Origin of the sequence: Citrobacter sp. wls711, assembly GCF_005281055.1 — a bacterium.
Lineage (GTDB): Bacteria > Pseudomonadota > Gammaproteobacteria > Enterobacterales > Enterobacteriaceae > Citrobacter > Citrobacter gillenii.
Map to the genome: position 1 here is coordinate 35,076 of NZ_SZXC01000002.1, position 14,301 is coordinate 49,376.

Here is a 14,301-nt window from a genome sequence, read left to right on the forward strand (position 1 = left end):
CATCGGGATTTTCAAGTCAACATTTATCCCGAAGATGATGATGGCCGAAGCGTTCAGGATGAAGCATTAAGTTGGCTAAAAAACACCCGCCTAAACAGGACACAAAATCCATTGGGGGTATCTTTGGGGGTATCACCAAAGATGAAACAGATGATTTATATTATTAATCATATGAATAGGGCATAGGTGTTGTTCCTATTATCGCACCATTTCAAACTCTTCTCAAGTCTATTGAAATCAACTTAAAGCCTGAACTTTGCAGCTTCTGACATGTTGCAAAATCTTGAGCGTTAACCGGCCTCAGTCGAGATTATATTCCTCTCTGGCCTATGACTCAGGGTGTCCGTCGATCGCGGCTTTCAGGTCGCGATATTCTTCGCATTGAGTGCCGCAGAGGGTTTTAATGGTGGCCAGTTCCGCTTTTGCCAGATCGGGGCGACCCTTAACTATCCATGCCTCACCGAGGTATTCACGTACTTTGGCATAATGCGGATCAAGGGTAATCGAGCGTTGATAATAGCCAATACCTTCATCGGTACGACCCAGTTTGCGAGTGGCATAACCCCGATAGTTCCAGGCCTCACGCGTATTGGGTTGCTGTAAGGTATCGAGTAAATTGATAGCGTCCTGATAGTGACCGGTTTTCGCCAGGTGATACGCATACTGTGTTTTATCCTGATCGTCGATCATACTGCTTTTTTCTGGCAAACAGGTTTTGGTTTTATTGTCGTAAACCTGGCCCTTCGGGCAGGTTGGCGTCGTGGTATCGTCATTTCCCATAGCGTTTACCGAAGCTGTATAGAGCAGCCCGCTTGAGACCAGACAAATCAGCGGCAGATATTTCGTGGCGAATTGCATTTTCATGATCCCGTCCTGTGCGTGTGTGAAGGGAGATTCCGGCATGCCGCAACAGTACAGGGCATGCTTTTATTGATTATTGATGTCAAAAAATGAGCTGCCGTTTATTTTTGTAGTACTTCGCGAACGTTGCCCATCACCTGGTTCCAAAACGAAAAAACGCACAGGGGGATCGCCCTGTGCGTCGGGTTTACAGCGCAAGAACTTAAACCCCAAGGCGATCGCGTAAGCTGCAATACGCTGCGCTTTAATGAGGTTGCTGCTGCGTGGCGCAGTGAATACCACCGCCGCCTGCTGCGATACCGTCGATATTCAGTTGAATAATTTCACGCTCAGCAAACAGCTCCTGCAAAATAGCGCGGGTATTGCGGTCGGTTCGTTTATCACCAAACTTTGGCGCAATAACGGCGCCATTACAGACGTAAAAATTGATATAGCCGGCGGCAAAGTCGTCGTTTGCATAGGTTTGGCGGATTGTGGTGGGGCCTTCCAGCGCTACGACGTTCAGGCGACGTCCTTTGGCGTCCGTCGCGGCACGTAATATCGCCTGATGACGGCGGGTTACGGCGTAATCGAACGATGACGCATCCAGCTCGAGACCCGCGACGACCGTACCCGGATGCGTAAACCGGGCATAAAAGTCTGTATGCCCATCGGTAATATCTTTCCCGGCGATACCCGGTAACCAGATGATTTTTTCCAGCCCCAGCAGGCGCTTTAGTTCGGCCTCACACTCTGTTTTATTTATGCCGGGGTTACGGTTTGGGTTAATAACGCAGCTTTCGGTAATAATCGCCGTGCCTTCGCCGTCCACTTCGATACCGCCACCTTCAAGCGTTAGTGACGAAAGAATAAATTCAGCCTTAGCGTCATTGGTGACGAACTCAGCGATTTTTGCGTCGCGCTCATGTTCCTGTTTATCGCCCCAACCGTTGAAATTAAACCCGACACCGCCGAGTGTGCCGGCAGTGTTTTTCACAAACACCGGCCCCGTATCGCGGATCCACAGATCGTCAATTGACTGCACCAACACATTGACCGATGGCCCACACAGCTTTGCCGCGAGGTCGCTGTCTTCTTCGCGAACCAGCATATTTACCGGTTCAAATGCGGCGATGGTTTTGGCGATCAGGGCCAGGTTTCCCTGGACTACCGGCAGCAGGTGAGGCTCCCAGATCTCTGCACTGGCGCCAAATGCCATCCAGGTTGCCGCATGGGGCGCACCTTCATCTGGCATTAGCCAGCGGTGGGTTTCTGCAGCGCTGGCCAATTTACTGAAGCCGATACCCGTTATACTGGCGAGTAACATACTCGTTGACGTCACCAGACTCTGTCTGACGAACGAACGTCTTGTGATCATGGGAAAACCTTTTTTGTCTATTCGCCGATTTACGCTGAACAGAATAATAATAGATGATAAATAATAGACAGCATTTATTTATTAAATAATAAATAATTATATGTCGTGAAAGTTCAGTCGAAATATAACACAGGGATTCTTACATGCAATTCATTCACTCTTAATTAATGGGCGTAACAGGCTGGTATTAAAATTTCTCAATTATATATTTATAGATAATTTATATTTATTAGTAGCGCTTTCCCTTGTGCTTAAGATGATTGCGACCTTTTGACGTGCCCCTGTGCAGACTGTGATCCGGCCGATTATTCTACGGTATTTATTAATGACGTATAGCGCGTGAACTATAGTAAAAAGGGCCGTTATTTCTGCACTTAATCGCTATGGGCGGGGACATTGATGAAAAAAATACTGATGCTGGTCGGAGATTATGTCGAAGATTATGAAACGATGGTACCTTTTCAGGCGCTGAAAATGTTAGGTCACCGCGTGGACGCCGTCTGCCCGGATAAACGTGAAGGGGACTATGTTCAGACCGCCATTCATGATTTTGACGGGGCGCAGACCTACAGCGAAAAACCCGGACATCGTTTTACCCTGAATGCGAATTTTGCTGACGCGCGGGCGGCCGATTATGACGCGCTGCTGATCCCCGGTGGACGCGCCCCGGAGTATCTCCGGCTGAACCCGGATGTCATTCAACTGGTTCAGGACTTCAATTCGGCGGGCAAACCGATCGCCGCTGTCTGTCATGGTCCACAGCTGTTAGCCGCGGCCGACGTGTTAGAAAACCGCACCTGTAGCGCCTATCCAGCCTGCGCGCCTGAAATTCGCCTGAGTGGCGGGCACTACGCGGATATCGGCATTGACCAGGCCCACGTTGACGGCAATCTGGTCACCGCACCGGCATGGCCAGCACATCCTGAATGGCTGGCCAAATTTGTTGATGTATTAATGAAGTAACTGACCGGTAAATCTGCACGTCGGTATAACCGCTTCGGCTATACCGACGGTAGGGCGGTCAACCTTAGCGGTATCAGCGGTATCTCTCAGCCTTATCTTTAAGATTATTATTGATAATAATTCTCATTATTATTGTTGCATTCTGTAGGTAATGGTAATGTTGCCACCAACCCGAAATAGCGAACCCCATTCCCTGTGCAGAAAACTGTATGAACAACACCACCGGCCAAAATACAGCCGCACGGCTGGCACGAACCTTCTCCGTCAGTGAGTTTATGGATTTTGGTGAGCGTTACGGCATTGATTACCGCTTTCCGCAGCTTTCGCAACAGCTGGATTTCCCCCATGCCAGCCCCGTGCTACAGGGCAAAGTCGAAGAGATGACGCTGCCCTGCGGGATGTGTGTTACCCACTCCGATGTGCAGGTGCTGCAACCCTACGAAACTACCTCCCGCCACAGCACTCCCCTGTATATGTTGGTAGTGCTGGAAGGTTGTGTGACATTGACTCTCAATGGGCAGCAGCATGTGGTGCGTTCCGGCATGGCGTTTAGTTCGCGCCTCAGCGAACATCAGACCATGAGCGCCCGTCACCCTGCGGACTGCAAGCTGCGAACGTTATCGTTGGGACTGTATCCGGACGGCGCGTGGCGCACGGGGTTGCTGGAGTCGTTAATGTTTGAATGGGAAAGATGCCAGACGCCAACGCTTATCTGGCAAGTGCCGGGCTTTTTGCTCAGTGGATTACAGTACGCCCAGCAGAGCACGCTCAGTAATGTATCCCGCCAGCTGATGCTGGAAGGGCTTATTTTGCAACTGTTCGGCCACGGTCTCAGCGTCTGTCAGGTGGAGAGCAGCAGACGCCAGGCTGCCAGCGGCGAACAGCAACGCCTCGAGATTGTGCGTCGTTTGCTGGAACAGACGCCGGAAAATGACTACACCCTCAGCGAACTGGCCCAGCGTGCGGCGATGAGCCCCAGTAGCCTGCGCAGCAAGTTTCGTGCGGCGTATGGTTGCTCCGTATTTGACTACCTGCGCGACTGCCGTCTGGAACGGGCGCGGGGGTATTTATTAGAAGGGTACAGCGTACAGCAGGCGGCATGGATGTCGGGCTACCAGCACGCCACCAACTTTTCGACCGCCTTTCGTCGCCGCTACGGTTTCTCGCCTGGCGATATCCTCAAACCTTGCTAATCCATTTCTCCGTTTTATGCGCGCGTCTGAATCGCATTTTGGCGCTGCGCATACGTAACCTGGCATCCGGCATAGCTATCTCTGGCATAAAAAGCGCAATAATTCTCATTTACAATTAGAAATGCCTTGGGAGATGTTCATGTTCGCGAAGACTCGGTTGGCGCTGCTGGTGGGATGGGTGACCGGCAGCGTGGCTTTTCCTCTGCTGGCGCAGGAAACAACAAAAAACGATACGGTGGTGGTCACCTCGCAAATGCAGAGCGGCGCCACCAAGCTTGCCACGCCGGATATTGAAACCCCGCAGTCGGTGTCCATCATTACTCGTGAACAGTTTGAAGAGCAGGGCGCTACCAGTGTGCGCCAGGCCGTCAGCTACACGCCAGGGGTGTACAGCAACCAGATTGGTGCCTCTAACCGCTTTGACTACATCGTGCTGCGTGGCTTCTCTGACGGTAGCCTCGATAACGTCTATCTCGATGGCCTGAAGATGATGGGCGATACCAACTCGCACAGCTCACTGGTGGTCGATCCGTGGTTCCTCGACAATATTGAAGTGGTGCGCGGTCCGGCTTCGGTGCTGTATGGCCGTTCTTCACCGGGTGGCATTGTGGCGCTGACCTCACGTAAACCGTCGTTTGATGCGGGTGGTGAAGTGAAGCTTTTTGCCGGCAATAACAATCAGCGTGGCGCCGCCTTTGACGTCACCGGCGCACTGGACGATAACGATCGCGTGGCGGCGCGTCTGAGCGGGATGACGCGCTATGCGGACTCGCAGTTTGGTCCGTTGAAGGAAGAACGCTACGCGCTGATGCCCAGCCTGACCTGGCGTATCACCGACCAGACGCGTCTCGACCTGATGGCCTACCTGCACCGCGATCCGGAAGGTGGCAGCCACTCGGGTCTGCCATATGATGGCACCGTGGTGCCGCACGACGGGCGAAAGATTTCCAATACCTTCTTTGAAGGTGAGGATGACTACGACAAATACGATCGTCGCGAGAACATGGTGGGCTACAACATTGAGCACATGTTCGACAACGGTTGGTCGGTACGACAAAAGCTGCGCTATCTGCATACCGATGTTGAACTTAATCAGGTGTATGCGGCGGGCTGGCTGAATGACACTGAACTCAACCGCGGCTATTCCGGCTCCGATGAGAATATGTCGGCCATTACGCTGGATAACCAACTCGACGGCAGTGTGGATACCTGGCAGGTGAACCACCGCCTGCTGGTGGGCATTGACTATCAGAGTCGCAGCAACAACACCACCGGCTATTACGGCGCGTTCCCGCCGATTGACGCCTTCAATCCGGTGTACGGCGCGAAGCCGGATTACATCAACATGTACGCGCGTGAAAAACACAAGCTGCGCCAGACGGGCTACTATTTGCAGGATCAGATGTCATGGGATCGCTGGCGCATTACGCTCGGTGGCCGTTACGATCAGGTCAGCGTGTTGAACATTGATAAGATAAACGATACCCGCAGCGAGCTGGATAAAAACAACTTCAGCACTCGTGCCGCGCTGCTCTATCTGTTCGATAACGGTTTTGCGCCGTACGTCAGTTACTCCACCGCGTTCACACCGACCAGCTTTGCCGACGAAAACGGCAACCTGTTGGAGCCAATGAAAGGCAAGCAGTGGGAAGCCGGGTTGAAGTATGAACCGGAGGGGCTGAACAGCCAGTTTAGCGCATCGGTATTCCGTATCAATCAGACCAATATCGCCACCAAAGAAGAACCGACCGACCCGTACCGCTCAATTGGCGAAATTGAATCGGAAGGGGTCGAGCTGGAGGCGATCGGCCAACTGACGGAGAGCTTCCGCCTGCAGGCGGCATACACCTATACCGACATTCGCTACAAGAAGAGCAGTCCGGAGGAACAGGGTAAGCGTGCGGTGTACGCCCCGCGTAATCAGGCCAGCACCTGGTTGAGCTACGATGTGAAAAGAGGTCCGCTGGACGGCCTGACGCTGGGATCTGGCGTGCGCTACGTCAACGGGATCACCAGCGATCGCCTGAATACCCATACTCTGCCGTCGTACACATTGGTGGATATGGCGGTAGGCTACGACTTAACGAATATTGGGATTAAGGGTTTGAGTGCGCAACTGAACGTCAACAACCTGACCGATAAACGCTACGTGGCGGCCTGTAACTCGCTCTCGTATTGCTACTTCGGTGCGGAGCGCAGTATCGTTGGCAGCGTGTCGTGGAAATTCTGATGTTATCCATCGTTTTTTAGCCGGATAGCGGCGCTGGCGCCTTATCCGGCCTACGGGGTGCACACTCATGTAGGCCTGATAAGCGAAGCGCCATCAGGCATTGATGGCCCGTTGATGACCAGACCGGTTATTGCGTAAAGCCATTCTGGATACAAATCTGGGCGCTGGTTCTCAGGGTAAAGGCGAGCTTGTCCGGGTACTGGCGGTAGTAGTTATGCTCCTCTTCCAGCCCTTTCGCTTGTGCCAGACGGACTGTTTCCAGCGAGCAGGTACGATAAATCAAATCCCTGTTCATATTAGTCTGCTTCTCACGCTGCTTATCGGCGGGTAACGCCTGCCAGCTTTCTGACAACGAGTAATCGTAGACCACCCGATTTCCCTTCGCCTGTACGTTCTCAATGGTAATGAAGTTGTCTATTTTCAGCCGCGGCTGTCCGCGCATTTTTTTCTTGTCTTCCGTGGCGGCATATTGCGCCAGTGCATTAATGTCCATACTGGCTATTTTTTGCTTATAGACCTCAACATAAGCCGTCGGCTGCTGATAATGCTGAGCGTAGGCGTTTCTTAACTCCCCATCGCTCATTGAACAGCCAGCCAGAAAAAGAGGTAATAACAGTGTTAGTTTCATTTTAGTCATGATTTTATTCTTGCGCATTGTTGAGGTCCTTTATTGCCGAAAATGAAATAAAAATAGAATAATTCCTGAGGGTATTTAAGGTTGTATAAACGGGACGCCGATGGCACAAGTTCAATTGTCTTAAAATGGCGTAACAGGGGATAAACCCTGCCAAAATTGGCAGGGTAAATTAACGGCAGGGATTAAAATTGCTGTTTATCGGAAACTGCCACTAGCGTTCGTGGAAGGCTTCCGCTTTGGCTCGCAGAATTGGTTTTAGCAAATAAGCCAGAATCGTTTTTCTACCGGTAATAATATCTACCGAGGCCACCATCCCGGGGATGATGATCAGTGGTTTTTCATCACTGCCTAGATGGTTTTTTTCGGTACGCAAGCGCACTATGTAATAACTTTTCCCCTCTTTATCGGTCACCGTATCCGGGCTTATCTGTTCCAGTTTTGCCTTTAAACCACCGTAGATGGTGTAATCATAAGCGGTGAACTTCACCATCGCTTCCTGGCCTGGATGCAGAAAAGCGATGTCCTGCGGTCGGATTTTCGTTTCGATAAGTAAGGTGTCATCTAACGGGACAATTTCAACCAGATCGCTACCCGGTTGAATAACGCCACCGATGGTATTGACCATCATCTGTTGCACGATACCGCGCACCGGAGAGGTAACCAGTGTGCGGTTAACCCGGTCTTCAATGGCTTTCCCGGACGCTTCGATTTTGCTGAGCTCTGTGCGCGCTTCGTTGAGCTGGGTGAGCGCTTCGCTACGGTATCGATCGCGGGTTTCACTCATCTTGTTTTCAATTTCTTTGATGGCGGCTTGCGCCCGGGGGATTGCCAGCGTAACGGATTCTAACTGGCCCCGGGTATCAACCTCCGAACGGCGCAAGCGCAGTATTTCGACTTTCGAAATGGCCCCTTTCGCGACCAGAGGTTCAGACATGCTAATTTCCTGCTGCAGTAGTCCGAGACTGCGGCGCGTCTGGTTGGCTTTGGCCTGGTAGTCTAAAAGCTCTTGTTTCTTTTGTACCAGTTGTTCATTCAGCCCGCCCAGCTCGCTCTGGATACGCTGCTTCATACTGGTAAACAGGTCCATCTCACCGCTGGCGATATCGGGGGATTTCTGCATGATTTCTGCCGAGAGAGTCAGGCTGTCTTTATCGGCAAGTTGGGCGGTGAGTCGCAGGATACGGGCCTCAAGTGCCAGTTGGTCGGCTTCGGACTCGCCAGCATTGGAGCGGAAACGGGTATCGTCCAGACGCAGCAGCGGCGCACCGGCCTTCACCATTTCCCCTTCATGAACAAAGACTTCAGAAACAATGCCGCCTTCCAGGTTTTGTACTTTTTGCAGACGTGATGAGGGGATCGCCCGACCCTCTCCGCGCGTAACCTCATCAATGTTTGCCAGCGAGGCCCAGATAATCATCATGATAAAGAACGCGAGGATTGCCCACAAAGTGATGCGCACGACGCGAGGAGAGTCGTCGATTAGCGCCTTGTTGACTTCATTCGCGGCGAACGTAGATTTATTTTTATCACCCACAAGCCATTTCATCAGGCGGCTGAGTTGATTATCGGTTCGCATGAATCTGCCCCTTTTTCAGTGCATTCAACACGCTTTCTTTCGGGCCATCAGCAATAATTTTGCCGTTGTCGAGGACGATCAGGCGGTCAACCAATGACAGCAGTGAAGCCCGGTGAGTCACCAGCAATAGCGTCTTATTGCTGACCACTGGCGCGAGCGCTTTTTTAATCAGGTCTTCGCTGGTGTTATCCATGGAGCTGGTCGGCTCATCCATTAATAAAATAGGGGGATCGAGCAATAGTGCCCGTGCCAGAGCGACGGCTTGTCGCTGGCCACCGGATAAATTCATACCTCGTTCACCCACTTGCATGTTGTAGCCGGACGGATGGCGGCGAGCGAAGTCATGCACGCCCGCGATTGTCGCGGCGCGGATCATTGTCTCTTCATCCACGTAGCCCGCGCCTGTCACGAGGTTGTCGCGTAGCGTCCCGCTGAACAGGTGAATATCCTGAGGCGCGTAACCAATATTGTGGCGAATATCGTTGACGTCGAGCTGGCGGGCATCAATACCATCGACCAGAACCATCCCGCTATCGGGTTGATAGAAGCCAACCAGCAGCTTTGCCAGCGAGCTTTTACCGGAGCCGCTGCGACCAATGATGCCCACCTTTTCACCCGGCGCAATTTTTATGGAGACACCGTTGAGTGAAACATACTCGTTTTGCGGGTAGCGGAACGTCACATCATGAAATTCAAGAGCGCCGGACAGCGTTTCGCGCCGCAACGGGACTTCGTGGTGCTGCGTTTCCTGTTCGAGATCCATCATGTTGTCGATGGTGGCTTTGGTCATTTTGGCTCGCTGATAGCGAGTAATGAGGCTACAGAGCTGGCCGATGGGCATCATTGCGCGGCGCTGTAACAGGTAGCAGGCAATAAGACCGCCCATGCTGAGATTACCGGCGATAATCCAGTACACCCCGGCGACAATGATAATCACACCGCTGAACTGCTGTAGCCAGTTGGTAAAATTGACAGCAACATAAGACAGTGATTTTACCCTTAACTCCAGCTTGCTCAGGCTGCCAATCACCTGTTCCCACTGGTACTGTCTTTCGCTCTGGGCATTATTCACTTTGATGGCGTCAAGGCCCGTCAGGGTTTCCACCAGCATTGCTTGACGTTCATGAGACAGGCGATAGGTTTTTTGTACCTGCGTCATTAGCGGGCGTTGGATCATCCAGTTGATCAGTAGTGCGATGGGATAAACCACCAACGGAATAAAGACCAGTGGCCCGCCGATAATGCCGATCACCAGCAAAATCAACAAAGTAAAGGGAAGATCGATAAATGTAGTTAAGGTGAGTGAGGAAAGAAAATCGCGTACCGATTGATATTCCTGAAAATTCTGAGCAAAACCGCCCGCCCGGCTCGGGCGTAGCTTCATCTTCATTCCCATCAGCCGTTCATACAGTGCTGCAGAAATAATTAAGTCCGTCTTCTTACCCGCCAGGTCGAGGCAAATACCGCGCAAAATTTTCAGAATAAAATCAAAGACGAATGCGATGGTGATACCTATCGCCAGCATCCATAGCGTTGCCGTTGCCTGGTTGGGGACGACGCGATCATAGACGTTCATCACAAACAAAGGGGTAGCCAGCGCAATCAGGTTGATAAGAAAGCTGGCGACGACGGAGTCCAGGTAGAGAAATTTCGATAATTTCAGCGTGTCCTGGAACCACGATTTTGTCCGCGGAATGGTGGAACTGGGCTGGGTGTTATATTCATGTTCAGGTTGAATAAAAAACGTCTTCCCGCTGTAGTCAGCCGCCAGTTGGTCTCTGGATACCGTGACTTCGCCACCTTTGGTTTCCGCACACAATAGACGGGCGCGTTGTTGCTCATCCCAGCCTAATAACACAGCGGCTTGCGCATTTTTCAGCAAAATGATGGCGGGCAGGGAAATATTTGCAATGGCGTCTAACGGACGCGGGATCGCCCGGGCTTTAAGCCCTGCGCGTTGCGCTGCGCGAGGGAAGGTACTCAACGTGAGACGGTTTTCCTCTAACGGGAGACCTGAGGTCAGTGCGTTGCGGCTGGTGATGATGTTATGGAGCTTACAAACGACCATTAAACAATCAAGAAGGGGATCGTCATGATTTTGTTGAGGATCGTGCCTGATGTCATCATTACCCGAAGCGGTTGTGTTATCCACTGAATCAGTTTGAGGTGCCATTTTCTGACCTTACATGCGAGCGAAAAAATCGCCGGGGTGATTACAACAATGGGGTATTTTTTTCATCGATGACAAAAATACCCCATAAACCCGATACGCGTTACTTTAATTCAGGGAGTTCCGCTTTAGTGGTTTGCATTTCGTCAACCGGCAGAGTCGCTGAAGGCGCCTGAATGTTGAGTTGTTTTAGCAGTTCACCCGTTCGGGCATTTATGCGGTAAGTGGTAAACATTTCAACAAATTGCAGCTGTACGTAGCGACGCTGTGCGCTAAACACTTCATTTTCACTATCGAGCATATCCAGTAAGGTACGGTCGCCCAGGCTGAACTGTTCCTGATAAGCGGTACGGACCACCATACTGCGATCGGCATAATCTTTCGCAATCGGCACCTGCTGCTGCGCATTCAACAGCGCATTCCAGGCCAGGCGCAGCTCCTCGCTTAGCTGACGCTGTGTGTTTCTTTTGATGTCCTGCGCTTCCTGTATTTTGTACGCATAGGAGGTGAGCTGGGCTTTATCGCTGCCGCCGTTGAACAGGTTGTAGCGCATACGCAACATGGCCTGCCACTCCTGATTGTGCCCGCGGGTGCCGTCGATATTGTTATCCATAGTACGTCCAACATCCACATCGACGCTCGGGTAGAAGCGTGAGTTTGCTGCTTCATATTGCTGATGCGTCGCCTCAACATCGGCATTAGCCTGTTTCAGCAGTGGGCTGTTTGCCAGCATGACTTTGCTGGCTTCTTCCAGTGATGGCGGAATTTTGGTGGGCTGCGGCAGGGTGAGGTCGACAGCTTCCTGACCTGTAACGCTGAAGTAGTTGGTGCGGGAGTCTTCCAGATTTGTTTGTTCAGTGAGCAGGTTATTGCGCGCCTGGGCAAGGCGAGCTTCCGCTTGTGCGAAATCCGCTTCACGGCCAACGCCCTGTTCGGTGCGCAAGCGAATCTGATCGAAAATACGTTCGTGGTTCTTCAGGTTTTCTTCGGCCAGCTTGACCATTTTTTCCTGCATCAGTACATCAAGGTAACTTTGAATCGTGGTTAACGCCGTTGTTTCTGTTGTATTCAGTAGGGAGAATGCCCTTGAGTTAACCGTGGCTTTCTGGCGCGCGACTTCACTGGTGGTCGCAAAACCATTAAAGAGGTTTTGCTTCAGATTGATACTGGATTCACTGCGGTGTAAGTCACGCAGGTGATCGCCTGAGGCGCGCGTGGTGGCATTATCCGTTTGTTCCCAGCCGGTTCCGGCGGAGAGATCCAGTGTGGGTAAATACCCACCTTTTGCCGCCTTAAGATCCTGGTCTGCAGAATAACGGCTGTTCACGGATGCGCTGATTTGCGGGTGCGAGTTCAAGGTGTTTTTGATGGCCTGCTCAAGCGTTGTCGCGCTGGTGTGCCCCAGCATGAGGAGTGGAAGTGATAACCCAAAAGCAATCTGTGCGCGGTACTTCATATTTATTATCCTTATTGCATTAATTTATCAGGCTTTTTGTCCTTGCCGGATAAAATGTCGAGGAAATGTCTTCAGAGAAAAAGCATGTCCCGGACATAAGCGTGTGAACCCCCCCGCGGTATCATTGCCGTGGGGGCGGATGTTATCAGGAATCGGTATCTGGTTTGGCAATCAGGTCGTCGACGAGAGAGTGGTCTCCCCCGGTAAAGGCATCCCCTGCATCGTGAGGGGAATCGCCAGCAACAATGTGATCGGCACCGTTATGGTTTTCAGCACTGACGTCAGCCACCGGAAGCAGTTTGCCCAGGTCGTGGTCGTTACCTTCGTCGTGAAGAATATCGCTAAAGTTGAGTGGTGCTTCGTGACTTAGCGTTGTCGCACTCGTGGTATTGTCATCGGATGTTTCATCGTGACTTGCCGCTGCGGTTTCCGCTTTTATGGTCGTCGCGGACGCATCATCGGGCGATAGCGCATCATCCCCAAGCAGATTAGTTAACGACACCTCTGACGGTAAGGCCGTGTTGGCGTTGAGCGTGTCGGTATGTTCGGGTGACGTCGCGTCGCTGAGGGGCTCGGCTGGCGTCAGGTAGAGATCTTCGCTATCGATTAATAACGCATGCGTTTGGTCATGACTGTCGCTCTCTTCGCTGGCGGCATCACTCTGTGTGGATTGATCAACGTGATGAGGCGCAGTGTTATCTTCACTCTGCGTCCGCGCTGTATGATCGGTACTATTGTCGTCGAGCTCGTGATGTTCATCGACTGACAGCGACTGAACATCAGCATCATGGGTGACAGTGTGCGTTGAGGTATCTTCCCCGGACAGCGTAATACTGTGGTGAGTATCACCTGCGGCGATCTCTCCGCTGTTGTGCGTCTCATTGTTGACCTCAGACGAGATATCTACCTTGATATCTCCCGGAGCGATCTGACTATCGGTGTTTAGCGTAATTTTCGCATTCAGATCGGCAGTATCATCTACGTCAATGGTGACATGACCATTGGCGTCAACGGCATAGGTTTTACCGTTGAAGTCTATGCTGCCTTTTGGCAAGCTGGAGAGCGTGATAGAGGTAATCTGATCGTGTTCACCGCCGCCAGTAACGGAGGCATCCAGAGAGAGTTCGTAGTGCCATGAGGTATGGCTTCCCGGTGCGTTAGGATCCCAGCCGCTACCGCCCTTCGATGAGGTTACGTCAGAGATGGAGTTCGCGCCCTGCACGACCGTATGGCCGTTTATCGTCACCGAGACATTATCGACATAGTTTATATTGCCGTTAACGTTAGCCGGACCTTTGTTTGCACTCCATCCCTTACCATCATCCTGCACGTATATCGTATCGCGGGCATCTCCGTTAGGGCCATTAGCGGAAGTGGTGTTCCCTCTTACGGAGTTCATGGTCCGGAAGTTACCATCCTGCCAGTAACCGCTACCCTCATGCAGCAGGAACACGTCGCTCTTGCTTTCGGAACCGGATGGGTTGCCGTTGGAGTAAACCTTTATTTGATCGGCAGGGATCTGATTGGAAACGCGTCCGGCTTCAATATCTCCCTGCGTGATCCACAGCACAACGTTTTTACCGACAGAGATAATCTTACCGTTTTCATCAACGTCATAGCCGTTGTCGCTTCCGCTCCCCCCGTTGATTTCGGTGACTTTCGAGGTACCCGATACCTTAAAGTCAACCTCCAGATAAATGGGCTTATCGGCGTCGACATCGGAATCCGCATCGCTGTCGCTGTCGCTGTCGGAGTCGGAATCACTGTCGGAGTCGGAATCGCTGTCGGAATCAGAGTCACTGTCCGAGTCGGAATCGCTGTCAGAATCCGAGTCGCTGTCGGAGTCTGAATCACTGTC

At 51.9% G+C, this 14,301-nt stretch carries 10 protein-coding genes; 3 read left to right on the top strand and 7 right to left on the bottom strand.

Features of this window, described 5'->3' with window-relative positions; translation table 11 throughout:
- Positions 1–327 precede the first annotated feature (327 nt).
- Positions 328–864 carry a M48 family metallopeptidase gene (locus tag FDW98_RS00220; protein WP_096758175.1) on the bottom strand — a complete coding sequence of 179 codons (537 nt, stop codon included), beginning with the start codon at positions 862–864 and terminating at the stop codon, positions 328–330.
- Between the two features lie 241 nt (positions 865–1,105).
- Entirely contained in the window at positions 1,106–2,218 is a 1,113-nt protein-coding gene (locus FDW98_RS00225; protein ID WP_096758174.1) for an agmatine/peptidylarginine deiminase, read from the bottom strand.
- A gap of 399 nt (positions 2,219–2,617) precedes the next feature.
- Between FDW98_RS00225 and FDW98_RS00230 the strand changes: the two genes are divergently transcribed.
- The 3 genes from FDW98_RS00230 (at position 2,618) to foxA (ending at position 6,604) form a co-directional block, all read left to right on the top strand.
- Positions 2,618–3,181: a DJ-1/PfpI family protein gene (locus FDW98_RS00230; RefSeq protein ID WP_170975185.1), complete on the top strand. Its 564-nt coding sequence runs from the start codon at positions 2,618–2,620 to the stop codon at positions 3,179–3,181.
- A gap of 209 nt (positions 3,182–3,390) precedes the next feature.
- Entirely contained in the window at positions 3,391–4,374 is a 984-nt protein-coding gene (locus tag FDW98_RS00235) for a helix-turn-helix transcriptional regulator (RefSeq protein WP_096758172.1), read from the top strand.
- Positions 4,375–4,495: 121 nt separating this feature from the next.
- On the top strand, positions 4,496–6,604 hold the full coding sequence (gene foxA / locus FDW98_RS00240) for a ferrioxamine B receptor FoxA (RefSeq protein WP_096758171.1): 2,109 nt from the start codon (positions 4,496–4,498) through the stop codon (positions 6,602–6,604).
- A 127-nt stretch (positions 6,605–6,731) separates the two neighbouring features.
- Here foxA and FDW98_RS00245 read toward each other — a convergent pair whose 3' ends face one another.
- From FDW98_RS00245 to FDW98_RS00265, 5 genes are all read right to left on the bottom strand, one after another.
- Complete coding sequence (locus FDW98_RS00245; RefSeq protein ID WP_096759466.1) at positions 6,732–7,241, bottom strand: hypothetical protein; 510 nt, start codon at positions 7,239–7,241, stop codon at positions 6,732–6,734.
- A gap of 211 nt (positions 7,242–7,452) precedes the next feature.
- On the bottom strand, positions 7,453–8,817 hold the full coding sequence (locus tag FDW98_RS00250) for an HlyD family type I secretion periplasmic adaptor subunit (RefSeq protein WP_096758170.1): 1,365 nt from the start codon (positions 8,815–8,817) through the stop codon (positions 7,453–7,455).
- Complete coding sequence (locus FDW98_RS00255; RefSeq protein WP_096758169.1) at positions 8,804–10,990, bottom strand: type I secretion system permease/ATPase; 2,187 nt, start codon at positions 10,988–10,990, stop codon at positions 8,804–8,806. The genes FDW98_RS00250 and FDW98_RS00255 overlap by 14 nt, the downstream gene beginning before the upstream one ends.
- Positions 10,991–11,090: 100 nt before the next feature.
- The gene (locus tag FDW98_RS00260; RefSeq protein WP_096758168.1) at positions 11,091–12,443 is read right to left on the bottom strand and encodes a TolC family outer membrane protein; all 1,353 of its coding nucleotides are present in this window, start codon (positions 12,441–12,443) and stop codon (positions 11,091–11,093) included.
- A 145-nt stretch (positions 12,444–12,588) separates the two neighbouring features.
- Positions 12,589–14,301, bottom strand: a 1,713-nt coding sequence (locus FDW98_RS00265; protein WP_212726256.1) for a hypothetical protein, incomplete at its 5' end; no start/stop codon positions are given.

What these genes read in the sequence shown, in the direction of transcription:
- FDW98_RS00225 (WP_096758174.1), bottom strand. Translation starts at nt 2,218, where the DNA reads ATGATCACAAGACGTTCGTTCGTCAGACAGAGTCTGGTGACGTCAACG.
- FDW98_RS00250 (WP_096758170.1), bottom strand. Translation starts at nt 8,817, where the DNA reads ATGCGAACCGATAATCAACTCAGCCGCCTGATGAAATGGCTTGTGGGT.
- FDW98_RS00235 (WP_096758172.1), top strand. Translation starts at nt 3,391, where the DNA reads ATGAACAACACCACCGGCCAAAATACAGCCGCACGGCTGGCACGAACC.
- FDW98_RS00220 (WP_096758175.1), bottom strand. Translation starts at nt 864, where the DNA reads ATGAAAATGCAATTCGCCACGAAATATCTGCCGCTGATTTGTCTGGTC.
- FDW98_RS00230 (WP_170975185.1), top strand. Translation starts at nt 2,618, where the DNA reads ATGAAAAAAATACTGATGCTGGTCGGAGATTATGTCGAAGATTATGAA.
- FDW98_RS00260 (WP_096758168.1), bottom strand. Translation starts at nt 12,443, where the DNA reads ATGAAGTACCGCGCACAGATTGCTTTTGGGTTATCACTTCCACTCCTC.
- FDW98_RS00255 (WP_096758169.1), bottom strand. Translation starts at nt 10,990, where the DNA reads ATGGCACCTCAAACTGATTCAGTGGATAACACAACCGCTTCGGGTAAT.
- foxA (WP_096758171.1), top strand. Translation starts at nt 4,496, where the DNA reads ATGCCTTGGGAGATGTTCATGTTCGCGAAGACTCGGTTGGCGCTGCTG.
- FDW98_RS00245 (WP_096759466.1), bottom strand. Translation starts at nt 7,241, where the DNA reads ATGACTAAAATGAAACTAACACTGTTATTACCTCTTTTTCTGGCTGGC.